The organism is Microcoleus sp. CAWBG27, from assembly GCF_020883145.1.
Classification (GTDB): Bacteria; Cyanobacteriota; Cyanobacteriia; order Cyanobacteriales; family Microcoleaceae; genus Microcoleus.
Genome location: NZ_JAHREU010000046.1, coordinates 1 through 23,631 on the forward strand (window position 1 = coordinate 1; position 23,631 = coordinate 23,631).

Genomic DNA, 23,631 nt, shown 5'->3' on the forward strand with positions numbered 1-23,631 from the left:
AAGGTTGAAAATCTCCGGAGCTCAATGGTTGAAAAAAAATGTCAATCAAATGCTAAAACTTCGTTGTGCTTACCTGAACGATCTCTTGGCTATTTGAGGCTTTTTCAAAACCGGGATGCTCCCCTGGATAAGTTTTGTCGCCGACGCGGAAGCTGACTGTTAAGTCTTTAAATTCACCGCCTAAATCATTGGAGTTATTCAGGAAGTTGCTGCCTGTCAGGACGACGGTTGGTTCGCCATTTTCCAACTTATATTCAGCGGATTGAAGCACTGGAGGTGCGAAGGGGTCTGCTGGGAATAGTGTGGGTATGTTTAGAGTGGCTGTGACGCGGGGAATCCCTTCTGGATCGAGTTCAACACCCGCCGGAGTGACTACAGGTAAACCGACTTCAGGAATGGCAATAATTTTCAATCCAGATTTCAGGTATTTAGCCAAGTAAGCCAGCAGTAAAATTGTAGCGGCGAATTGAGCTGTGGTGACGGCGGCTATACCGATTAAACCGGCATTGGCTGCTAAAAAGCTGTTTTGGAGACCGACATTTGTTGAGAGAAGGGAACCATTTGGGAGACCGACATTTGTTGAGAGAAGGGAACCATTTATATTGGAGGTGGTGAGCAACTTTTCCAATGCCAACTTCTGTAACTCCAGGTCCGGCATTGCTATCATCGCTATTTCGGCAGTCTCCAAAATACCGGTAAATGGTGGAGAATTAGTGCGAATAGTACCGCTGGCATCGACTACACCGGATTCTTGAATCAGCCAAATTGGGGAATAAATATTGTTAGCATCCGGCAGCGAACCTTTTCGCAGGAATAAAATTTCGGTACCAGGAGATAAGCCGGCAGGGGCAGGAATTGCTAATTGAGCGGGAATTTTCAAGGAGTTGTCACCCAAGTCTAAATTGAAGCCTCCGGCAAACTGCAAACCGTCGGGAAGTTGTAGGGATAGAGCATTGCTGGTTAGAGATGTCAAGCTAATAGCTGTATTTTCGGCAAGAGCACCGGGTGGCACCATCACAATTGAACCGTCACTGCCAGTAACTGCACCGCCATTTACTCCTAAAATTGTTCCGGCAGCGGCAGGCAGGGAGACTCGTACTGGCACGACTTGTTCGGCTGCTCCGTGAATGACGGTGACGTTAGTAACTCCTTCTTCTATTGCAGTAATAATGCCGTCTGAATTCACTTGCAATAAGTTGGAGTTTCCAGGGAAATAGCGAGTTCCTACTGAGCCGAATTTCAAATCGGGGGATTGGATGATATTTTCAATTCCTACTAAAAGTGAGCGCCCCATTCCTGCTGTCATCGTGACTGCTTTGGGATAGACATTCAAACCGTTAATCTCGGCTAGTGCTCCATTGAATTCTGCATCGTTGGTTGGGGCTGGCAATTTTCCTACTCGCACCGCTGTTACTGCTTGCAAGTTATTTCGACTCGCGCTCAAAATTGAAGTACCGTTGATCAAACCCGTTACATTTCCAGCAGCATCTATTGGCGCTATTTCTGGATTGAATGAAGTGTAAGTTAGGTAAGAATCTGGCAGCACTACACCTTTTTGGTCGGCAAAATCTCCCAGCACAACTAATTCCGTATTTTCTCCTGCATCCAGTCGGGGATTGCGCTTCACAAAATCTAGATTCAGCAGCGGAACATCGCTGACATTGACTGTTACCCGCGCGGGCGTTGAACTCCCAAAAGCGTCGCTGGCAAGGAAATCAAAGCTGGCAATTCCAGAGAAGCCGATTGCTGGTTTAAAGGATGCTTTGTTAGTTAAGGGATTGAAAATTACTGTGCCGTTTACTGGATCCTGGACGCTAATTGTCAGAGGGTCGCCCTCTGCATCTGTGGCAAGATTGTCTAATGAAATAGTTGTCTCTAATTCTGTATAAGTCCGAGCGCTTGTCGGCGAAACAACGGGCGGATTGTTGTCAGAATTCGGGGGATTGACTGCGGCGAGCAATTGTTGTCCTAAAGCTGTATTGCGCCATTCTTTGTCAGGGTTGATGACTGTATCTAGCAGCGGTGCGTTTCCGGTTGCGCCACTAATTTTAAAGATTAGGTCATTGTAATCTCTGTCTGAGTTAGCAGCCGACATATCTTCGAGGGCGAAGGTGTTGCCGGTGCCCGTAATGTCGGCTATTTGTAGCAGATGAGCGGTATCGCTGGGATTGGCTGTGGCGATACTGAATAAGGGGCGGTTTTCGGGGAACAAATCCCACAGCCAGGAGTATTGGAGGGATGATTGTACTGTACCGCTGGGTACGAACATGACAGCAAAGGTATCTCCAGGGGTCATGTTGAAAGTTTTGATACCCTGATATTCTCCTGAACCGAAGTCGTATTCTCCCGGCATGGAACCGGTGAATTTGGATCCTTCTGTACTGTCGCGGATTACAACGTTTCCTAATGTGGAATTAGTTAGGACTCTCCTAGCAGCTTCGGCGATGAATTCTGGAGTACCAGGTGTAAATGCTTCCATTCCTGAAAGGCTAAAAATGCCGACTTCGCCAGTAAAGTACCCGCCGTCAAATACATAGTCAAATTTGACTTGTCCTTGGTCATCTACAAGGAAAGTGCCGGGATTGGGTGAGTTGGCTGCTGCTGTTATTGAGAGATTTGTTGGGGAATTGGTATTGCTTTGAAAGTTGCCAGTACGCTGTGTTGAATTAGGTTTAGTGTCTGCAATATTGTCTGAAAGTTGAGCAGATTCTTCGGTTGCTGACAGTAGCAAACCGCTTGTCATCTCTGCGGATTTGGGCGCAATTTCAGGATCGGAATACGCGGGTAGGACGGCGACAGTTTCTGTGGGATTTGAATTGCTATTATGATTTTTTGAATTTGGTTCAGGTGGGGATTTAAGAGTTGAGGGTGAAGCGCTTGTTTCGACTTCTGCTATCTGTGTCGTAACTGCTGCTGTCTCTGATGGAGTTGAGAAGAGTGCTGGGCTTTTCTCAGTTTCTAATTCCGCTGCTGTTTCAGAAACAGTAATGTCCCGTTCGATTGTATCAGCAGTGAATTCTGCTGTCGATGGCGAATCGGTTTTTGTTGGCAATTCGCTTTCAATTTCTGATGTTATTTCAGGAAAAACGCTCTCATTTTCTACCGTAGCCGAATCGTTTTTTGTGGGAATAATTGACTCAATTTTTATTGGCAATTGTTCGGGTACGGTAGAAACGTTGGAGTTGCTTTGTTTGGGTGATTGTTCGCCAACGTTAGAGACAAGCGACTCTGTTTTTGCAGGAGATTTTTCCGCAATTGGAGCGAAAATTGACTCTGTTTCTGCGGGAGGTTTAGAGATGCTGGAAGTTGCATCTTTGTCGGTTTTGATTAATTCAGCATCTGCTGATTGACTGACAATAGATTCTGTTTTAACTGGCTGTTTAATTTCCGAAACTGAGTTAGTATTGTTCGGAGTTTTTTCTGGAATTTTAACTGCTGCTGTTGCTGTCGTCACCGTTACATTTTCACTGGCTGCTGTTTTTGGTATTGCAGCAGGTTCGATTTTTAATGGGTCAACTTTTCCTGTATCATTCTGTTTGTCAGTTAAAGATTGAGTAGCGGTTTGTACTGGCTTTTGTGAATCGGTTGATTTGACTTCTGCACTGATATTAGTGTCAGGTAAAACTGGGTTAGATGTGGCTGGAATTAATTGGGCTGTTGGGGGCTGTGTTGTCGGCGGCAGTTGAGAATCTGAAGGGGGTTTTTCTGTCGGTGTTGCATCGACTTTTGGGGATTTTTTATCTGAGTTTATCAGGGTAGCTTCGGCAACAGGAAGCTGTTTGTCTGAGTTTTTTGTTTCTGAAGTCTGGGCAATTGGAGCTTTTTGAGCGGAGTCTATTTTGTCAGAAACTTCGGCAGTACGAGATTGTTCGCCTGAGTTGGCTTTCTCCACAATTGTGGAGTTTTGAGATTGCTTGTCTGAGTCTATCTTGTCGTCAGTTGTGGCAACTGGGGACTGTTTGTCTGTAGAGGTTTTATCAGTTGAGGGAATATTTGGGCTAGCCGTAACAGTTTCGGTTGAATTTGTTACTGCAATTTTCTCGGATTTTTCTGATGAAGTTGTATTATGATCTGGAATTGCGCTTGATGCAGTTGCAGGTGATGTTTTGTTGGGTTATGACTAACTGTTGAGTGTAATCTATGATGATCGGGGTGTTTTGTGTTCTTCGGGTTTTGAAGTTGTTTCAGCGGTTGCGGGTAATGGTGTTTTGTCCGAAGCTTTTTCTGAGTTTGTGGATGTAGTTATAACGGGTGAGGTTATTCGATTCGGGTTGGTTAGGGGGTCTCCTAAGTCCGAGTCCAGTTTGCCAATTAGCGGGTCAATTTCATGATTTGTTGCATCTCTGGGGTTGCTGTTAGTTTTGGTCGCACTGGTGTTGGCAGAAGGTGTGCTGTTAATATCGGAGGGTTTGTTAATAATAAAAGCATCAGCCTTTGCTCGAATTAATTCGTCTTTCGACTGGCTTGCGGGTTCTATTAAGTTGAGTTGTTCGGAGTTTGATGATTCGCCGGGAGTTTGATAACGGTCTCTCTCTGTTACCATCGGCTTGAATTACGATCGATCGTCCTGGACGCACTCCTACCAAAGAAACCGGGTTTTTTACCTAATCTGCTGCTCACAGTGAAGTATTCTCGTAAAAAAACCCGGTTTCTGGGCCCATCGTTAGTCCCGATCGATTAACGGAACTGCGATCGCGCCCTCTACGGTTAATTGTCAGCCCTTCCCCCGATCGCAAACTTTCCTTCCCCGAACCCTTCCCCTTGCTCTCGGCTTCCTGTAAAGTAAATAATTGTAAAGAAATATGAGTTTTCTCTTATCCTCTGGTTAAGACCGCCAGCTAACATTCACAATTAAGACCCGGATTAGAATTTCCTATGTCACAGCTTTTCCCCCGCAAATTTCTAGCCTCTGCTGTCGCCTTTTTTCTGGCTGTGTCGGTGTGGACGATCGCACCTGCGGCCCATGCTTTCAACAATCCCGATTTGTTGCCTTCGACTCAAACGCCGATCATTGATTTAGCTAAAGCCCTTACGGATATTGAAGAAGAGGGTTTGGCCAAAAATTTAAACGCCTTTGAAGCTGAAACCGGTTGGAAGCTGCGAGTGCTGACTCAGTACGATCGCACGCCCGGTTTGGCTGTGAAAAGTTATTGGGGCTTAGACAATAAAAGTGTATTGCTAGTTGCTGACCCGCGCGGTGGCAATTTACTAAATTTTAATGTGGGGGATGCGCTGTATCCACTGCTGCCGCGCACTTTTTGGGTGGAATTGCAAACCCGCTACGGCAATCAGTTTTTTGTGCGGGACAATGGCGAAGATCGATCGATCATTGAATCTTTGGAGTCGATAGAAGGCTGTTTGCGTCAGGGCGGTTGTCGCGTAGTTCCCGGTTTGCCGAGGGAACAGTGGGTGCTGACATTAATTACGTCGGTGCTGGGCGGTGTGATCTGCGGGTTTGCGGCTCAGCCTCGGAAACCGGGAGACGGTGTGTCTTGGCAGTGGGCGCTGATTTTTTCGCCGCTGTGGGGGATTCTGTTTTTGGCCTTCGGAATTGGGCCTGTGGTGACTCGGACTTCTGATTGGTTACCTTTGGCCCGAAATGTGGCCGGTTTTGCGATCGGGGCTTTGGTAGCATTCTTGACTCCAGTATTGGGCAAATCTCCTTCAGAAGAAAGTTAGTCATCAGTCATTAGTGCGAGCGTCCCCGCTCGCGAACGTTAGTCATTAGTCATTATATAATGTGGGGTTTGTAGTGCGTCGGGAGTGTCCGCAGCATAAAGCGGACTGAAGTCCGCACTACAAACGGTTGCAAGCAAGTTAACTCATGAAAAACCCGGTTTCTCGGCCCCGCGCGCAAGTCGGAAGAAACCGGGTTTTGTAGCTTTTTTTGCGATATGCAACCAAGTTAACTCCTGAAAAACCCGGTTTCTTCCCAATGTGGCAGTCGTGAGTTGATTTGTCGGCAGTCAAAAGTGCCCAAAAATCTCCTCCTGACAAATAACTAATCAGTGATGACTAATGACTAATCGCTAAAAGCTGGTAAGCTGATACCTGACAACACACAGGCGACAGCTATCCAACAAATGGAATGGCACGTAAGCGATGCCCAGAGTCTGGGATTAATCGATAACGAAATTGGCGACCACGGTTTTTCTGCGGCGGAGTACGAAATAGTCCGCCGTGTGATATATGCGACTGCTGATTTTGAGTACAAGTCTTTAATTAGTTTTTCCGATCAGGCTTTGCAAGCTGGGGCGGCTGCTTTGGCTGCACGAACTACGATCGTAGTAGATGTGCCGATGGTGCAGGTGGGGATTACGCCGCTGATCCAAAGTACCTTTGCGAATCCGGTTTACTGTTCGATGGAGGCTTTGACGCGTCCTCAAAAGGAAAAAACGCGGGCTGCTTGGGGGATTGAAACTTTGGCCAGACGCTATCCTGAGGGGATTTTTGTGGTTGGTCAGGCTCAAACTTCTTTGTCGGCGCTGGTGGATTTGATTGAGGCTGAGGAAATTCGACCGGCTTTGGTGATTGGGACTCCTTCGGGGTTTGTCGGGGTTGACGTGGCTAAGTCGAGGCTGCACGATTCGATGGTTCCTCATATTCGGATTGAGGGGCGCAAGGGTTCGGCGGTGGTGGCTGTGGCGATTGTTAACGGTTTGGTGGATTTGGCTTGGCAAGCCTATGGCCAAGAGGGGAACAGTCGATCGGGTTTATGAGAATTTAAAGCCGACTCGCAGAGATTCCTTTTGTTAAGATACGACTCTTGGCCATTGACGCTCTAACCTTCGGTTGTTTCTAGGCCGAATACTCGATCGAACACTTTAGTCACTTTATAGCCGGAATCTATGGATTCGAGCGGGTCTTTCCGCAATCGGTGGCGCAAACACAGAGTCATCACCTTGCGAATATCGTCCACTGTTACCTCTGTGCGGCATTCTAGGGCGGTGTAAGCTTTTGCGGCCCGATTTGTGACCAAATCGCCGCGCAGCCCGTCTACGTCCAATTCCGCGCAGACTTGGGAGATTTTTACTCGCAAATCGCGATCGAGATTTACCGATTTTAATCTTTCTTGGGCTTCCACCAATTTCTGCTGCATATCGTCTTGTTGGTGCTGATATTTGGCGAGAAACTCGGGTGGATCTTGATCGAAACTCGATCGCTGTTCGACAATTTCTACTCTCAGATTTGGGTCTTTTACGGTGCGAATTTCGGCGTGCATTCCAAATCTGTCAAGCAATTGCGGCCGCAATTCTCCTTCTTCTGGATTCCCGGAACCGATTAAAATAAACTTAGCTGGGTGGCGGATCGAAATGCCTTCTCTTTCAACAGTATTCCAACCGCTGGCGGCGGAGTCGAGCAAAACATCGACTAAGTGATCGTCGAGCAAATTGACTTCATCGACGTAAAGAATGCCGCGGTTAGCTTTAGCTAAAAGGCCTGGTTCAAAAGCTTTAACTCCTTCCGACAAAGCTTTCTCAATGTCGATCGTACCGCACACTCTGTCTTCGGTAGCGCCGAGCGGCAAGTCTACCATTTGTACTTTTTTGCGGGCGATCGGCATTGTACCGTGATGCAAAGTGCGATCGCGCACTTCATCGCTCATCAAATCGGGATCGGTGGGATGGCTGTTAAAAGGATCGTCAGCCACGACTTCAATTTCTGGGAGTAAATCAGTTAGGGCGCGGATTGTGGTAGATTTGCCTGTACCGCGATCGCCCATAATCATCACTCCGCCAATTTTGGGATCGATGACATTCAAAAGCAGCGCCAGTTTCATCTCCTCCTGGCCAACAATCGCAGTGAAGGGAAAAACAGCGCGGCGGGCTGGGGTAGCGGTAACGGTTGGCAGAGCGCCCGCATTTAGGTTATTGCTGACTTCGGCAGTAGGACTCACAGGATAACTCAAAATATAATAATTGCCTGTTTATTGTAAGGGATAAGGGATTTTAGATTTTAGATTTTAGATTTTGGATTTTGGATCGTGACGGGCTTCAGCGCTGAAGGGAAACGAAAAGGGCGATCGAGCCAATTGTAAACAAATGTAACAATTTTGCGCGATTCGCATAAAAACCTCGGCTGAGTCCAGATAAGTCATTGAGAGCAAAGTCAAGCAACCATTTTTTTGAAGAGTGCAAATTTCTGAAACTAACATCGGTGCATTAACTGGCAGCAAAACCTACACAAGCACAGTTGACAGTAAAAATATTTTTGACCTTTACCAATCTAACATCAAAAATCCTGGAAGTTTGCAAGTTAAAGAAGACAAAATAGATTCCGGTTGGCTGGAGAAGGTTCAGGAGATCGATCGCATCTTCCCTGAGATTAATTATCGCATTTATCGATCGCTTGAAGTTACCAAAAACAGATGCAGACGGCGGTTGAAACCGCGTCTACACAAACAAAGTCTGCCTCCGCAGACTGAAGAAAATAACGTAATTTTAACCGCTAGGTCTTCTTATCTTTTTGTGCGTTTTTTCTTCCACAATAAACCCATTCCCGCCGCCACAAACGTACCAGCCACCGTCATCGGTTCCGGCACAGGTTCATACTCATAAATTGCACTAACTGTAGTATTAGCCGACACCAAACCTCCAAAATTACCTCTAACCGGATTTCCGGTAATTTTAGTCAAACCCGTAGTCATCAAACCTGCGATAAAAGTATCACCATCGCATCCACTTAAAGCACTCAGAGACTGCTGGGAATCATAACTTTTTGATACAGTACCGGAAGCCGAACCGCTAACACTTCCCGTACCACCGCTAGCAATCCTCGTTTCCGGCGGACTTGCTAACACACTCAAAGTCAAATTAGGGTCAACTTTCAACAGCGGAATATTCACAGCAATACTTGCATTAGTTGTCGCCGTCCCCGTAAAATCTCCAGTCAAAGGAGTAATGCTGACACTATTATTAACAGTAGACTTGACCGTAACATAAGCCTTCAACAGAGTACCCAACAGCGAATTAAACTTAGGCAAAACCACATTCGTGCTACTATTTAACGGCTGCGAACCCAGATCCACAGTATAAGTTTGAGTAAGAGTAGCAGCTTGTACTGACAAAGATTGACTAACAAGTACAAAACTCAAACTTCCGCCAACAATTCCCAACTTTTGACAAACATTCATTTCGATAAACTCCTAAAATAATAAAGTGGTATTTTGTGACACGGGCGTCTCGCCTGCGATCAATCTGCGGTTAAAAACTCCAAACCCGCAAAACCCAGTTTCCCAGCAAGGACATTAAATAACTCAAAGCAAAAACAGTATAAATGATACTCAAAGGCGCATAAGCTGCCAAAACCAATCTATCACTTGATTCTGCCTCAATCTCGTCTCTCCGCAACAAATCCATATAAAAATCAAACGACCTTTGTCGCAGATTGTTAATCCCAGTGGCTGCAACCAACAAATAATAACCATCGAATCGGTTCAGGGGATTCAAATTAATTGCTACAGTCAGCAAAGCAGCCACCATCAATAAATAACTAATTTGATGACAGACAGGATTCGACTGAGAAAACAGCCAAACCCAAACAGCAACCGCCCAAATTGTTACTTGAATCAAAACTCCCGCCGCCACGACTAAAACCCGCTGTTTTCGCTTGACTAAACTGTATTGGTCGCTAGTATCTGTATAACATCCAGGAATGAAACACATAAACAGCAATCCAATTTCTTTAACAAGACCGCCGTAGTGTTTGAGGGTGAAAGCGTGACCGAGTTCGTGCAAAGATATTACCAGGATTGTCAGGAACACAAATGTGATAATAGTCTCAATTTTTCCGGCTGTCCACAACTGCTGGTGCGAGACAACAACTTCCGCCGAGGAACCAAACCAAGCTGCTGCGGAAGATGCGATGAAAGCGCACAGAAAAAAGCCAAATTCCCACGTCCAAATCCAGCGCAATTTGTCGATGTGCTGCGACAGCCAGACATCGGGATTGACTAGGGGAATTGTGAAAGATAGAAGATTGAATTTGGCTTTCGGGGCTTTTGTGCCTTCTAGCATTCCCGTTTGTGCTAAGCTTCTCAAGAGGTTTTGCACATCTTCTAAATCGATGTCGTATTCAGCGAGAGAGTTTGTTACGGGTTGTTTGCTTAGTTGCAAGATTACCTGTTTGTCAAAGTCGTCAATTTCCATGAAAGTCATGTCTTCGGGATTGCGAAGAATCCAATGACCGTCTGGATGAGCTATCCACTGCACCGCTGATTTGAGTTCCATAGCATATTGTTACTTTGGCTGAGAAAGTTTCGATTTAATTGAATAGAAATTACTCGTTTTTAGGCGGAGATTGCGATCCCCCCTAGCCCCCCTTAATAAGGGGGGGACAAGAGTGTTCACCAAGTCCCCCAAAACATCCGGGAGAAGAAGAGAATTCACTCAAAGTCCCCCTTCTTAAGGGGGATGCGAGGGGGATCTAGACTTTCGGATCGAGCAGAGAGACAGTGGGTTTTAGGCCGAAACTCGATCGCCCCTAGCCCCCTTAAGAAGAGGGGGACAAGAGTGTTCGCTCAAAGTGGGTGTTTTTATTGAATTGTCTTGAATCGATCGCCCTATTATATTTCTATGTTTTCTCCACTGTATTTTTGAGTATTTCGATCGCCCTAAATTTTCCTAAAAACGTAAAGTTTCCAAGTAAACATTGCCCCTGTTTCAAAGAAGCAGGGAAACGGGAGAGTAGTTTTTGAAGAAGCTTTGGTGATATTTGCTAGGGCTTCAGACCTCATTCCAAATTTTACCTCTCGGTTCATATTATCAGAAATCAGAAAAAAAGCAAGTGCCAATTCTAACTATTTTTGGAATGTAGCACTGGCGGCCGGAAACCGGGTTTTTTATAGATTTTAAAGGCTGCGATCGCATATTTTCGTAAAAACCAGGTTTCGGAGTCAGCCCTAATTAAGTTTGTCAAAAAACTTTACACAAAATTTACAATAGAAAGAGGGTTTTTGGTGTAGGATAACCGTGAAGAAGCTAAAAAAATCGAAAAATTAAGCATTGACAAAGTGTTGGACGATCGCCAACGAGACCGTTAGCAAAGCGCGGTAGATGTGAAGCGATCGCCAATACGTAAAATTTGTTAACCTTGCGTAGTTTTTCAAACAAAGAAAAATTTTCAGATTATTACTTACAGATTTTTGTAAAGTAACGATTTTGGTTGAATGCGGGAGGCATTCGATCGAGTTCGTGCGATCGAAATTCATATTAATCAAGGTGGAAAGATTATGGGTTGGCTAAATTTTGGTGGCAAAAAACGCAAAGAGCCTCAAGGTTTTGGGAATTCACCGAAACGCAAAGGCCGCAAAAAATCCCGCAGTCATGTATTGGAAAGAATTGTGACTCCGAGTGCGGGGATTGGGGGTTGGCTGGATGATTTTAATCCGCTGCATCAATTATTGGGTTCTTTGTCGCTGTCTGATTTACATTTACCTAATTTCTTGGCTGATAGTGGTGTTTGCCCGATCGCCCCTGATGCACCAACTAACAATCTACCGCCGCTGATTGATTTCGACCCGCTGGGTCTCTACCATGATGGGATTGCGACTCAAACTCCTTACAATCCGGGCGGTGCGTTTGAGACTTTGCCGATTGCTGTAATTCCCATCGATCCGCATTCGCCGAATCCTAGCAATCCGAATGCAATCCGTCAATTGCTGAATTTTCCTTTAGCTTCTCAGCCGTTGGTGGGAAGTATTGATACTGGTGTGAGTGCGGATAGTCCTTATTTGAATTACGCGAATATCAAGAATGGCCGCGATTATGTGGATGGGGATGACAATCCGTTGCTGAAGCCTGGGGAAGGTAGCGAGCACGGTACTTTTATGTTGGGGATTGTTGATGCAATTAATAAGACTGCGCCGAAGTGGGTGGGAAGGGCGATCGATTCTGGGAGATGGGCGGATTCTTTGGTAGAGTTTGTGGATGCTGCGAGGGCTTCGGGACAGAAAAATGCGATCGCCAATCTCAGTTTGGATTTGACTCAGAAGAATGCTGATGGGAGTGTGACGACGCGCTATGAGTTGACTCCGCAAGAAAGAAGTGCGATCGAATATGCGCGGCAAAATGGCGTAATGCTGGTAGCGGCGGCGGGTAACGACGGCGGTGTGATGTCCGTTTTGGGTCAAGCTTCTCAGGAGTTTGACAATATTTTTACGGTTGGGGCTGGGGATATTAACGGGCGATCGATCTATTCTAGTTATGGCCGCGGTTTGGATATTTTGGCGGATGGCGGCACAACTGAACACCCTGGTTTATCGACTGTGGGCGATGATTTGGGCACGATGGCGGGGACTTCGGTAGCGACTGCGAAAGTTGCGGGGGCGGCTTCTTTGGTTTGGGCGGCAAATCCTGCTTTGAACTATCGCCAAGTGATGGAGATTTTGAAGTCTACGGCGAGGGATTTGGGGCCGGTTGGATGGGATGATGAGACGGGTTTTGGTTTCTTGAATACGTTGGCGGCGGTGGATTTGGCGAAGAAAACTACGCCGGAGGTTTATAAACCTACAGCTTTCTTCCAACCGACGACTTGGGGCGGTGAAGGGCTTGTCACGCCGACGGAACGGGCTGTCAATATTATCAATGAAAACTTTACTGCTTGGGTGGTGTCGTCGAATGGAATTACTCTTCGGAATAGTCCAAATACGAGCGATCGAAGTAATTTCGCTGTCAGGACTGGTGATACGCTGAGTTTTGATGGTTGGACTTACGGCGAACAGCTCAATGATTTAACCACAGGAAAACCGGATGCTTTGTGGTATCGCTTCCGATATAACGGTGGAACTTATTGGATACCGAGTGCTTGGACTGGTGGCTATCCTGGAAGTAAGCCGCCTTTACTTCCGCCGACACAGCAACCCCCAGAGAAACCGCCAGTACAAGGAAATGCTGAGACGGTGTACCTGTCTACCAGTAGTGGACAGATATTGCAGGTTAATACGGCGACGGGTGCACAAAATCCAATCTATCAAGGTCGCGCTTTTACTGATTTGGCGGTTGCTCCGAATGGTAAACTTTACGGCTGTACTTTCTATGACGGTTTGTATGAGATTAATCCCTCTACGGGTGCGGAACGATATGTCGGGCCGTTGGCGGGGGGGACTCTCAATTCTCTGACTTTCTCTCCCGATGGCCGACTCTACGGGGCCGATCAGGGAAATGGCAATTTGTTTCAGATTTCGCCTGATAATGGTCAGATGAATTTGATTGGAAATTTGGGCGGGCCTAGCAGTGGAGATTTGCTTTTCAACGGGACTAATGAGATTTTTGCAGCGGTTAGCAGTCCTAATACTTCGTTGAACGATCGCCTGGTTGCTGTCAATTTGGCGACGGGTAATTCGCGCTATATAGGCGATTTGGGTTTGCTGGAAGTGTATGGTCTGAGCTGGGAGAATGGCCAACTGACAGCTTATACTTCCGATCGCCGGAAACTAGCAATTGACCCGAACACGGCTAAAGCAACTGTTGTCGGTACAGTCTCTAGCAACGGTCTGATCTGGGGAGCGGCAACAAAGCCTGCAACTGCATCGAGTCCTACAGATGATGTGCGTCAGAAGTTCTTGTATGCTGCTAGTTTGTATCCGCAAGTGGGGGCTGCTATTACTGGTATGCAGGATCAGGGTGGTGGTGTTTTCCGTCAGGAGTTTGAACGGGCGATTATGATCTGGAATGGTCAGCAAGTGACTGTTTATGAGACAAAAGGGCGATCGGTTTCGCCAACTTCCCCGTCTCCTACGCCTAAGACTGTTGGTAACAACGGAGCGCCTTTACTGCAAACTGTAAACGCGCAATATTTCCTTGATCGCCCTCAGTTTTACACTACAGGTAATCCGTTCTTTCCATATAATGCACCTGTAAGTGTTGGCGGTACGGGTGGATTACCAGCTAACTGCACCTGGTATGCTTCTGGTCGCGTCAAGGAACTAGGTGGTAGGGTAGATGCTTTGAGTAGCATGACTGGTAATGCCGGGACTTGGGGAGATAATCTTAGTCGTGGAGCATGGATGCCTTATGAACCCTTAGTTGGAGATATTGCTGAGTGGGTTGGTGATGGTCATGTTGCTGTAGTTGAAAAAGTTAACTACAACTCAGATGGCTCGATTCTAGACATAGTGATTTCTGAATCTAATTACGCAGGTTCATTGCACCACATCCGCACTATCCGCCCAGGTCAGTCTGGGGCTGATGCGACTGGATGGCCTGATCGTTTTATTCGGGTTCCCAAAACAGGGCAAATTACATTGGAAGACTCTTTCAATCCTGATATAGGCGGATACGACAACGGCAAGTTGCCACAACCTGATACCAAATATTGGCGTTTTGATAAAGCAGTTACATATATGTACAAGGAAATGGTTAACAATATCCAGAGTCCTGAAGCAAAAAATATAAAACTCGAAATAGAAGAAGGAACAGCAGGATATCTACTAGCAATTGTAGACTGGTATAAGCAGGTAAATGATGGTCAAGAATGGGATCACAAAAGAAAAGACAAGCTTCCAAAGCAACTTGAACTTGGAACTAAGTACCAGGATTTTAACTTTCAGTTTCCAGGAGATGAGCAGTATGAATACTATTACGACATCTGGTCTAATATCCACTATGGCTATGTTGGGGCAGCGGTAGGATTTTCTTCAGCGACGCTTCAGACAGGATCGGGATTAAATGATTGGGTAAAAGGGACTATTAATTGGCAGGATGTAGAAGCTATCGATCTAGGTATTTATTTATGGAAAGTCTACAAAAATCAATTGACAGAAGAGGATTTTCGCCGAGAAATACTTCAAAACAAATGGAAATTGAATCGAACAAAATTGAATAACAGATGACTAAAGTCGATCGCCCTTTTGGAATAAGTCAAAAAGTGCGATCGCTTTTTGACTATACGGAAAGGGCGATCGGTCTTGTGAATGGACAGGGGCGATCGCTATGAGTGGGATGGAAAGGTCGATCGCTTTTCTCGATCGAGGAATTTCGCTTTTTGGTTCGAGGAGGGGCGATCATTTTTCTAAGGAATGGAGCAAATTAATCGTAGAAAAACGGGTCAAAGCCTGTGTCCCTAGAACGTCAAAATATGATAAACTTAGTAAAAGCACTCGCCTTCAAGATATCCAAGCCATGAAGCTTATTTCTTTGTCAGCACATTTTGATGGGCAATCTATTCAGCTAGATGAACCCTATAAGCTTGAACCAAACATAAAACTAATTGTCACAGTCCTCCCGGAACAATTAGCAGAACGCGAAGCCTGGTTGTGGTTGTCAAGGCATCAACTAAACAATGCTTACAGTCAGGACGATGATTACCCGACCAATGCAATTAAAACACTAAATCCTGACTATGCAGGAAGCTGATGTTGTTCTCACCCCAATACCCCAAGCTGACGGGACAACTAAAAATCGTCCAGCCATCCTTCTGAGGGAACTCCCACCTTATAGAGATTTTTTAGTGTGTGGTGTTAGTACCCAACTAAATCAACAGGTTCCAGGTTTTGACGATATTATTTCCCCCTCTGACTCAGACTTTGCTGCCAGCGGTTTACGGTCTCAATCGTTGATTCGGTTAGGTTTCCTTGCTGTATTGCCTCGCAATCAAATTATCGGTTCTATTGGAGCTATTTCCTCAGAGCGACATCAACGCTTACTAAAAACTCTGAGTGATTATCTTGTGAATTAGAGAGCAGGGCGATCGCCCTTTATTCCTTTTTTTCAGATAAGAGCGAGATCCCTTTTGGAATAAGTCGAAAAGTGCGATCGCCCTTTATATTATTCTACATTCTCAAATTCATCCATTTGCAGTGTATACTGCAAAGCCACCTGTAATCTGGATACATAATCTGCTGAAACAGAACCCATTTTTTTGATTAATCGCTCTCTATCGATGGCTACTATTTGATAACAAAGCGCCACTGAATCCTGTGTTAAACCACCTTCACCTGTTGGCAAAATAATTGTCCCCGGTATTTGAGCATCGCCGCAGATTACTTGTTACCGGAATTACTACCACCGTCGTAGTAAAGCGGTCTAATGTATCTCGTTGTACAATAATGACTGGTCTAATTCCTGCTTGTTCTGAACCTTTAGAAGGATTCAGATCGGCTAAATAAATATTTCCTAGCATCAATTTTTATCCTGTTGCTGAAGTTGGGGCAGATAATCACTTAAGACGACTTCTGCAAAAGCTAAATCTTCGGTGGTAAACTCAGCTTTTAGTACCGCAGCTTCCTCATCAGAAATGGCATCCCATTCTTTAAATAATTGCTTTTTATTAACAGATTTTTGAGTTTGTTTTTGTTTAGTAGCTTGCTGTTTCTGGACCAGATATTTCGCTATCGCACGTTCTAGTTCCTGTAACTCGACAAATTCCAGCATTTCAAGCTGATTAACAATTTGGTTGAGGATTGCCTGTGACATAGGTTTTCACTTTTTGCGCTTGCCTAGCTTGTCTATTATACAACTATTAGCTTCCAGTTGAGTGCGATCGTCGATCGCCCTTTTGGAATAAGTCAAAATGTGCGATCGCCCTTTACAACTTTTTCTCAACCAAGGGCGATCTCTACCAATTAATTACCGTTAAACTTGTTACCTTTCCAAACTCTCGATCGGCTGTCACCAAAGTTGCTGAATTTTGGATTGCCATTGCTGCAATAACCGCATCCGGTAATTTCAAGCGATGTTGCTGGCGAATTTCAATAATTTTCTCAATCAAAATAGCATCCATCGCCCCTAAACCAAGAACCTCCACTCGTTGCAGAAACTGCTCAAAAATCTGACGATCGTCTTGAGTCAGCCCAGGAAATACCAGAAACTCAATTTGGCTAATGACTGAAACTCCGATCCAATCAGCATCTTTAAGCAATTCAACCAGTTGAATATTCCCTTGAAGCAAAGCTACGATCGCATTCGTATCCAACACATAGCGATTACCACTCATCGCGTAGATTCCTCTGCATTGTTACTGCATCTCCCTGCCAGGTTAATCGCCCCACCAAATCAGAGAAATCATAGCTGGGTTTCTGGTTCCCATCTGACGAAACCGGATTCAAAACAACTAAAATTTCCCGTTCTTTTAGCAATAGTAACGCAGCCAGAATCACTTCAGAAGCAGATGAGTACCTACCGTTTTTGATTGTTGATTGAACAAATTTCTCTAGTTCAGGAGTTAAGGATATATTCATGATGTTGAGTCACCTATTTGAGTCAACTACTCTTCCCATAATAACAAAAATTATCCAATTTTGTTATTTAACATTTTTGGCTGCGGGAAGATGGCGCGATCGCCTTGCTTGTAAGCGCAGATTAGGGAGATCCCCTTTGGAATAAATCAAAAAGGGCGATCGCCTTTTTGGTATGGAAAGGTCGATCGCACAACACAATCTAGTCAAACAGCATTTTGAGCAGAGGGAAAGCTTAACAATAGAGAATTACTGCTGAATAATTTTAACAATCTTAGCGATCGGCAATTCTCTGGCTAGTAATTTGACAAAGAATTAGATCGTCTCCTGCCAAAGTTGCGATAACCAAAGCCGGTCGGCGCTTGGCTTGTGTTAAATCGGAAAATGGGAATGGAACAACTACTACATCACCTTTTACAAATTCTGCCATGCTTCATCCTCTTCTAACTTTAGCCAGTCTTTTTCCAAAGAAGATTCACTGAGCAAGCTTGCTTCTAACTTATCTTTATTGTATTTTAATTTGAGGAATTGCAGGAAATTCCAAACTTCTTCTAATATAGATTCTGGAATATTTTCTACTTCCTTAAGGAGTAATTCTTTTGTGTTCATCTTATTTACCTATAAAAATATACTAATTGAGGTAATGCGTAACTTCTGTCTATTATAGCATCGTTGAGATTATCAGCTCATGGCGCAGATTCCTCTGCCTTCTCCGGCTCAACATCACGAACTTTAGCCAACTATAGCGCGATCGCCTTGCTTGTAAGCGCAGATAAGCGAGATCCCTTTTGGAATAAGTCAAAAAGTGCGATCGCTCAGCACGTCGATCGTTATTACTCAACCAGCAACAAGACGAATAGATTCAATGTGTCGATCGATTTCCTCATCCGTGCAACCGACTCCATTCTGCCACAGTTCATATTCACTGAGGTCGATATCTTCATTCCAAACCAGTGCATAACCACCAGGTTCAATTTTAAAATTCTTGAAAAACCCAGGATTGTGCAAGCTCAAAAACATCGGATTGTCTAATAACTTAGAGATGTCATACTTCTTGATTTCCTGATTGGTAAACTTAACTATCAAGGTGCGATCGTCAATAACTTTAGCAGAAACAATGCGCTCAGGTTTCATAAAACAATCACAGTTATTTTAATGGTGGCAGTTTACTAAATTCTTGGCTATTCCACATATCCAGCAGTTCTTTCTGGTACAACGTAGCCCATTCTATTACCAGCTTTTGAGCCAGATTCGGTAAATCTCCTTCAATAATCTCTAGAGATTCAATCCCAATTAAAGCATTGTACTCACCGTAAACTGCGTGAAAATGAGGAGGTGGACGATCTCCAAAGAAGATTTTGATAATTATTCCGTAAAATCGTGCAACTTCTGGCATAAAGCTCTGCTAAACGACGATATGAGGATTATTGTATATGAAGCAGGAACAAGAATAACTAACAACTACCACTGCGGCCGCAAAGCCATCAAAGCAGTAGCTTCATCGCTCGGTAACGGCTTAGCAAAAAAATAACCTTGACCGTATTCGCAGCCGATCGCCCTTAACTTAGCTAATTGCGCCGCCGTCTCCACACCCTCAGCAATCACATCCATCCCCAAAGCGTGGGCTAGGGTGACTATTGTTCGGACGATCGCCACATTTTCCCCCTCGCCCAATTCCATCAGCCCGACAAATGACTTATCAACCTTCAAAGTATCCGTCGGAAACCGACTCAAATAACTTAGCGACGAATAACCAGTGCCAAAATCATCAATTCCCAATTTGACATTTAACGCTTTCATTTGCTTCAAAACTTCGATCGCCGATTCGACATCATCCATCACTACACTCTCTGTAATCTCCAACTTCAAACTCTCGGCACTCAAACCCGTTTCTGCCAAAATAGCCTGAATGCGATCGACCAAATCCGGCTGAGCAAACTGCTTCCCAGATAAATTTACACTCATAATCAAAGGGCGATCGAAATTAAACATTTCCTCCCACAGCCGCAACTGCCGGCAAGCTTCCTCCAGTACCCACTCACCAAGCTGCACAATTGCCCCCGTTTCCTCAGCCACCGGAATAAACTTGAGCGGCGAAATCAATCCCCGCTGGGGGTGCTGCCACCGCACCAAAGCCTCAAACCCAATAATCTTCCCGCTAGCCAAACACACAAAAGGCTGGTAGTGCAGCAAAAACTCCCGACGCTTTAGGGCCATCCGCAAATCTGTTTCCAACCGCAACCTCTCCAAGGCCAAATCGTGCATCGAAGCATTAAACACCTGATACCTTCCCGTTCCCAAAGCCTTCGCCCGGTACATCGCCGTGTGGGCGTCTCGCAGCAAGTGTTCCGGCTGTTCCCGGGTGGTAGCAGCGGGTTCGCCTCCCACTGCAATTCCGATACTCGCCGTGACAAACACCTCCTGCCCTCTCACTTCAAAAGGCACAATTAAAGCTTGGTGAATGCGATCGGTCAAATCGATCGCACTCCCGAGATCGACATTCCTCGCCAAAATCGCAAAATCGTCACCCCCCACCCGCGCCACAGTATCCGCGCGAGCAATACTTGCCCTCAGCCTCCGCACCACGGCGATCAACAGTTCGTCCCCTACCAAATGACCTAGAGAATCATTAATTACCTTAAATCGGTCTAAATCAATAAACAGCACTGCAAACAGATAGCTGTGGTGGCCTTTATTGTGGGCGATCGCCCGCCCCAAACATTCCACAAACAAATCCCGGTTCGGCAAACCCGTCAGACAGTCGTGAAAAGCATCGTAAAGCTTCCTGTAAGCGCTGATGCAGACACCAGTCACTACCAAACCCAAACCGGGCGACACCAGCGGCACCCACCCACCCCCAATAAAAATCGCAAAACTAATTCCCAAGAGCCCCATCAACAGCGCACCCCCAACCAATGCTGCCCTCGCCGGGTGCTGAATCCGCCAAGCCACAACCCCGCCAAGCACAGCCCAAGAAGCGTTCCACAAAATTTCTGCCCATTGCGGCCAGATCCAAAACAGCGATCGCCCCTCCAAAACGGCACTCAATATTTGGCTGAGCATTTGGGCGTGCAGGATCACCCCCGGCATTTTCGGAGTTTGTTTTTGAACCGGACTGTAGGGCGTCAGAAACACGTCTCTGGTACTAGGTGCAGTCGTTCCGATCAGCACAATTTTGTCCTTGATCCAGGTTGGGTCAATTTCCCCCTTCAATACCTGCGAGATACTGACTTGTCGCGCTACATTATTGGCAGAACGGTATTTGAGCAGAATTTGGTAGCCTCTGGCATCAAGATTTGCATAGCCGCCGCTGTCAGATTTTAAAGGCACAAATTCTGCTTTGCCCCAGTTGATTTGGTGGGGATGGACAGGGCTATCTGTCGGCTGCACGCTGTTTTTGAGATACAGCAAAGCCAGTTGCAGAGAAAACGACGAAACAGTAGTCTTGTTTGCTTGCGAGACTGAGAGTAAATGGCGGCGCACCACGCCGTCAGCGTCGAGCACGAAGTCGTTAAAACCGATTCGATCGCGCGGTATTCCTTGAGGCGCCGGGACTCCCGGACTTTCTGCATCGCTCATTTTGGCGATCGCCACTACATTCGGTGCTTTCAGTTGGGCCAGCAATTCTTCGTTTCCCGGTGGTTGTGGCAAATCTCGGTACAAGTCCAAACCGATGACTTTTGGCTGGTACTTTTGCAATTTTGTCAAGGTTTGGGCGATCGCACCGTCGGAAACCGGAAATCTCCCCAAAGCTTGAATATCGGCCTCGGAAATTCCCACGATCAGCAGCCTCGGATCGGGGCCCGCATCGGACTGCAAGCGTACTAACGAGTCAAAACTGCCCAATTCCCAGCTTTGCAGCCATCCCAACCGTTGAACTCCCAGATTCAGCAGCGTTACAGTAGCACCCGCCAGCATTGCAGGCAAAATTCTGACCCGGCGGCCTGGGGAACTCAGATCGAGGCCAGTGGCGACAGACAGTACAGAACGAAGATTTCGAGAGAATTTGGGAGTCACAGAAAAAATATATGGGTGCAAATTCGCTTCGCACAAGTCTGTTCCACAGAATTGAGCTTATTATGAGATTGAGTGTAATTTTTTCAGAAATTGTGCCGAAACCGAGTTTATTTAAGTTAATCACTCGATTTTGTCAAGTATTTCGGGAGGGGAAACCGGGTTGTTGAAGATTTGCCGACAAGTCCTGTTTTTTATTCCCCTGTTTCCCCAAATTCCCACAAGCGTTAAAATTTAGTCGATCGAAGTTTCAGGATATTTTTGAGATTATGGCGAATCAACTTCCGATTCCGGTGATTGTTAACGGTGCTGGCGGCAAGATGGGCCGCGAAGTAATTAAGGCGATCGCAAATGCTGATGACATGACTTTATTTGGGGCTGTAGACCGTTCTCCTGAGTGCCTCAACGCCGATGCGGGGGAATTAGCCGGATGCGGCCCGTTAGAAGTTCCGGTAACAGACGACTTGCAAGGAATGCTGGTATTAGCATCTCAGGAAAAGCAATTAGGCGTGATGGTAGATTTTACGCACCCTTCGTCTGTTTATGAAAATGTGCGATCGGCTATAGCTTATGGTATACGGCCAGTAGTTGGGACTACAGGATTGAGCAGCAAGCAAATTGATAAGTTAGGTGAATTCGCTGACAAAGCCAGCATCGGCTGTTTGATTATACCCAATTTCTCGATCGGCATGGTTTTGCTACAACAAGCAGCCGTCACCGCATCTCAGTATTTTGAACACGTAGAAATTATCGAGCTGCACCACAATCAAAAAGCCGACGCTCCCAGCGGCACGGCGATTCAAACTGCTCAAATGCTAGCAGAATTGGGAAAAACTTTCAATGTGCCCGAAGTTGAGGAAACCGAAAAAATAGCCGGAGCTCGCGGTTCGGTAGCCGATGAAGGGATTCGGATTCACAGCATCCGTTTGCCCGGTTTAATTGCTCATCAAGAGGTAATTTTTGGCGGTGCAGGCCAAGTTTATACTTTACGACACGATACGAGCGATCGGGCTTGTTATATGCCGGGAGTTTTGTTATCGGTGCGAAAAGTGCTGGAATTGCGATCGCTCGTTTACGGATTGGAAAAAATACTCTAGGTTATTGGTTATTGGTTATTGGTTATTGGTTATTTGCTCTTTTGTATGAGCATCAATCACGACGATATCAAATAGGTTAGTGGTTATTGGTTATTGGTTATTGGTTATTTGCTCTTTTGTATGAGCATCAATCACGACGATATCAAATAGGTTAGTGGTTATTGGTTATTGGTTATTGGTTATTTGCTCTTTTGTATGAGCATCAATCACGACGATATCAAAGTGGAACGATTGCGAATTGGCAATGAATAACCAATAACCACTAACTAACAACAGCCAGTAACCAGTAACAAATAACAAATAACCAATAACCACTAACTAACAACAGCCAGTAACCAGTAACAAATAACAAATAACCAATAACCACTAACCAGCAACCAGTAACAAATAACCAATAACCACTAACTAACAACCAACAGCCAGTAACAAATAACAAATAACCACTAACTAACAACCAATAACCATTATGCTAATTCCCTTAACTCGCGAAACCTTTCAAGAACTAATTCCCCCCGTGGCTACCGGAGCACAATACAAACATATTTGGGGGAAACCGCCCGATTTTTTAAGGCGAATGTTAATTTCTGCGGTAGCTGTAGTTTTGTTGCTAGTAGTTTATAATTTTGCCGGTTCCGATGTCGGGCCTCTAGTTTTAATTGTCGGATTGATTGCTGGTTTGTACTGGCTGTGGGGGCCGATTTTCTGGGCGAGTTTGCGGAATGCAGAATGTCGTAAATATAAATACTGCGGCTTTTGGCAAGGGCGAGTATTGGATATTTATATCACCGATGAAGTCACAAGTCAAGAAGAAACAGTCAATCAAAAAGGACAACTTGTAATTGTTGACAACCTAGAACCGCGAATTAATTTAGAAGTTGGCGACAAAACCGGATTTACTACTACGCTTCGAGCTCCATTGCTGAAAAGTCATCAAGGAATTGTCCCCGGTCAAGCTGCTTTAATGTTAATCATGTCGAATCAAGAAGATTTGGGAAGAATTGCCAAAGTTTCGGATATTTACATTCCCAGCCGCGATGTGTGGGTGAGCGATTATCCTTATTTGCGTAAGGATTTGTTTGTGGAAATGAGCCAGCAGATTAAAAAAGGCAGACAGAAAAAAGGGCGAGATACTGATGATAATCAAACTAGAGGCGTGAAAAGGCGATCGTCCGCTGATTATTGAACAAAAAAGGTTCGTAGTGAGGACTTTAGTCCGCATCAGGTTCGTAGTGAGGACTTTAGTCCGCATCAGGTTCGTAGTGAGGACTTTAGTCCGCATCAGGTTCGTAGTGAGGACTTTAGTCCGCATCAGGTTCGTAGTGAGGACTTTAGTCCGCATCAGGTTCG

General features: G+C 45.4%; 23 protein-coding genes and 1 pseudogene. 8 read left to right on the forward strand and 16 right to left on the reverse strand.

Annotated elements, in window-relative coordinates:
• Positions 1 to 52: 52 nt before the first annotated feature.
• Positions 53 to 3,892: a DUF4114 domain-containing protein gene (locus tag QZ938_RS22165; RefSeq protein ID WP_293353433.1), complete on the reverse strand. Its 3,840-nt coding sequence runs from the start codon at positions 3,890 to 3,892 to the stop codon at positions 53 to 55.
• Between the two features lie 246 nt (positions 3,893 to 4,138).
• Positions 4,139 to 4,543, reverse strand: a complete 405-nt coding sequence (locus QZ938_RS22170; protein WP_293150072.1) for a hypothetical protein — start codon at positions 4,541 to 4,543, stop codon at positions 4,139 to 4,141.
• A gap of 332 nt (positions 4,544 to 4,875) precedes the next feature.
• Here QZ938_RS22170 and QZ938_RS22175 point away from each other — a divergent pair, with 332 nt between their 5' ends.
• Entirely contained in the window at positions 4,876 to 5,679 is an 804-nt protein-coding gene (locus QZ938_RS22175) for a TPM domain-containing protein (RefSeq protein ID WP_293150070.1), read from the forward strand.
• 404 nt (positions 5,680 to 6,083) lie between these two features.
• On the forward strand, positions 6,084 to 6,719 hold the full coding sequence (locus tag QZ938_RS22180; RefSeq protein WP_293150068.1) for a precorrin-8X methylmutase: 636 nt from the start codon (positions 6,084 to 6,086) through the stop codon (positions 6,717 to 6,719).
• 62 nt (positions 6,720 to 6,781) lie between these two features.
• Here QZ938_RS22180 and bchI read toward each other — a convergent pair whose 3' ends face one another.
• Positions 6,782 to 7,852, reverse strand: a complete 1,071-nt coding sequence (gene bchI / locus QZ938_RS22185) for a magnesium chelatase ATPase subunit I (RefSeq protein WP_293150193.1) — start codon at positions 7,850 to 7,852, stop codon at positions 6,782 to 6,784.
• A 403-nt stretch (positions 7,853 to 8,255) separates the two neighbouring features.
• On the opposite strand from bchI, the pseudogene QZ938_RS22190 reads away from it, so the two are divergent.
• Positions 8,256 to 8,351: pseudogene (locus QZ938_RS22190) on the forward strand (1,4-alpha-glucan branching protein domain-containing protein); the annotation flags it as partial.
• A gap of 107 nt (positions 8,352 to 8,458) precedes the next feature.
• Here QZ938_RS22190 and QZ938_RS22195 read toward each other — a convergent pair.
• A complete protein-coding gene (locus QZ938_RS22195) occupies positions 8,459 to 9,133 on the reverse strand; it encodes a PEP-CTERM sorting domain-containing protein (protein ID WP_293353431.1) in 675 nt (224 codons plus the stop codon).
• Between the two features lie 70 nt (positions 9,134 to 9,203).
• Complete coding sequence (locus QZ938_RS22200; RefSeq protein WP_293353429.1) at positions 9,204 to 10,229, reverse strand: site-2 protease family protein; 1,026 nt, start codon at positions 10,227 to 10,229, stop codon at positions 9,204 to 9,206.
• A gap of 938 nt (positions 10,230 to 11,167) precedes the next feature.
• Between QZ938_RS22200 and QZ938_RS22205 the strand changes: the two genes are divergently transcribed.
• From QZ938_RS22205 to QZ938_RS22215, 3 genes are all read left to right on the forward strand, one after another.
• Positions 11,168 to 14,830, forward strand: coding sequence for a S8 family serine peptidase (locus QZ938_RS22205; protein ID WP_293353427.1), 3,663 nt, complete (start codon positions 11,168 to 11,170; stop codon positions 14,828 to 14,830).
• A gap of 100 nt (positions 14,831 to 14,930) precedes the next feature.
• On the forward strand, positions 14,931 to 15,353 hold the full coding sequence (locus QZ938_RS22210) for a hypothetical protein (protein WP_293353425.1): 423 nt from the start codon (positions 14,931 to 14,933) through the stop codon (positions 15,351 to 15,353).
• Positions 15,340 to 15,675, forward strand: a complete 336-nt coding sequence (locus QZ938_RS22215; protein ID WP_293198673.1) for a type II toxin-antitoxin system PemK/MazF family toxin — start codon at positions 15,340 to 15,342, stop codon at positions 15,673 to 15,675. The genes QZ938_RS22210 and QZ938_RS22215 overlap by 14 nt, the downstream gene beginning before the upstream one ends.
• Positions 15,676 to 15,764: 89 nt before the next feature.
• On the opposite strand, the gene QZ938_RS22220 is transcribed toward QZ938_RS22215, so the two are convergent.
• From QZ938_RS22220 to QZ938_RS22270, 11 genes are all read right to left on the reverse strand, one after another.
• Complete coding sequence (locus QZ938_RS22220) at positions 15,765 to 15,944, reverse strand: type II toxin-antitoxin system PemK/MazF family toxin (RefSeq protein WP_293353423.1); 180 nt, start codon at positions 15,942 to 15,944, stop codon at positions 15,765 to 15,767.
• Positions 15,931 to 16,119, reverse strand: a complete 189-nt coding sequence (locus QZ938_RS22225) for a type II toxin-antitoxin system PemK/MazF family toxin (protein ID WP_293353422.1) — start codon at positions 16,117 to 16,119, stop codon at positions 15,931 to 15,933. Before QZ938_RS22225 ends, QZ938_RS22220 begins: the two co-directional genes overlap by 14 nt.
• Positions 16,119 to 16,412, reverse strand: a complete 294-nt coding sequence (locus QZ938_RS22230) for a hypothetical protein (protein WP_293353421.1) — start codon at positions 16,410 to 16,412, stop codon at positions 16,119 to 16,121. The genes QZ938_RS22225 and QZ938_RS22230 overlap by 1 nt, the downstream gene beginning before the upstream one ends.
• Before the next feature lie 142 nt (positions 16,413 to 16,554).
• Positions 16,555 to 16,932, reverse strand: coding sequence for a type II toxin-antitoxin system VapC family toxin (locus QZ938_RS22235; RefSeq protein ID WP_293353419.1), 378 nt, complete (start codon positions 16,930 to 16,932; stop codon positions 16,555 to 16,557).
• Positions 16,922 to 17,176, reverse strand: coding sequence for a type II toxin-antitoxin system ParD family antitoxin (locus tag QZ938_RS22240; protein WP_293353417.1), 255 nt, complete (start codon positions 17,174 to 17,176; stop codon positions 16,922 to 16,924). The genes QZ938_RS22235 and QZ938_RS22240 overlap by 11 nt, the downstream gene beginning before the upstream one ends.
• A gap of 63 nt (positions 17,177 to 17,239) precedes the next feature.
• Positions 17,240 to 17,383: a hypothetical protein gene (locus QZ938_RS22245; protein ID WP_293155225.1), complete on the reverse strand. Its 144-nt coding sequence runs from the start codon at positions 17,381 to 17,383 to the stop codon at positions 17,240 to 17,242.
• Between the two features lie 64 nt (positions 17,384 to 17,447).
• Positions 17,448 to 17,603: a type II toxin-antitoxin system PemK/MazF family toxin gene (locus tag QZ938_RS22250; RefSeq protein ID WP_293155228.1), complete on the reverse strand. Its 156-nt coding sequence runs from the start codon at positions 17,601 to 17,603 to the stop codon at positions 17,448 to 17,450.
• Positions 17,588 to 17,782: a hypothetical protein gene (locus tag QZ938_RS22255; protein WP_293353415.1), complete on the reverse strand. Its 195-nt coding sequence runs from the start codon at positions 17,780 to 17,782 to the stop codon at positions 17,588 to 17,590. The genes QZ938_RS22250 and QZ938_RS22255 overlap by 16 nt, the downstream gene beginning before the upstream one ends.
• Before the next feature lie 228 nt (positions 17,783 to 18,010).
• Complete coding sequence (locus tag QZ938_RS22260) at positions 18,011 to 18,307, reverse strand: DUF2442 domain-containing protein (RefSeq protein WP_293155234.1); 297 nt, start codon at positions 18,305 to 18,307, stop codon at positions 18,011 to 18,013.
• A 13-nt stretch (positions 18,308 to 18,320) separates the two neighbouring features.
• The gene (locus tag QZ938_RS22265; RefSeq protein WP_293155237.1) at positions 18,321 to 18,569 is read right to left on the reverse strand and encodes a DUF4160 domain-containing protein; all 249 of its coding nucleotides are present in this window, start codon (positions 18,567 to 18,569) and stop codon (positions 18,321 to 18,323) included.
• A gap of 65 nt (positions 18,570 to 18,634) precedes the next feature.
• On the reverse strand, positions 18,635 to 21,190 hold the full coding sequence (locus tag QZ938_RS22270) for an EAL domain-containing protein (RefSeq protein ID WP_293353413.1): 2,556 nt from the start codon (positions 21,188 to 21,190) through the stop codon (positions 18,635 to 18,637).
• A 266-nt stretch (positions 21,191 to 21,456) separates the two neighbouring features.
• Here QZ938_RS22270 and dapB point away from each other — a divergent pair, with 266 nt between their 5' ends.
• Together dapB and QZ938_RS22280 are read left to right on the forward strand one after the other, a co-directional pair.
• Positions 21,457 to 22,284: a 4-hydroxy-tetrahydrodipicolinate reductase gene (gene dapB / locus QZ938_RS22275; protein WP_293155243.1), complete on the forward strand. Its 828-nt coding sequence runs from the start codon at positions 21,457 to 21,459 to the stop codon at positions 22,282 to 22,284.
• 466 nt (positions 22,285 to 22,750) lie between these two features.
• On the forward strand, positions 22,751 to 23,467 hold the full coding sequence (locus QZ938_RS22280; protein WP_293155246.1) for a phosphate ABC transporter permease: 717 nt from the start codon (positions 22,751 to 22,753) through the stop codon (positions 23,465 to 23,467).
• Positions 23,468 to 23,631 lie beyond the last annotated feature (164 nt).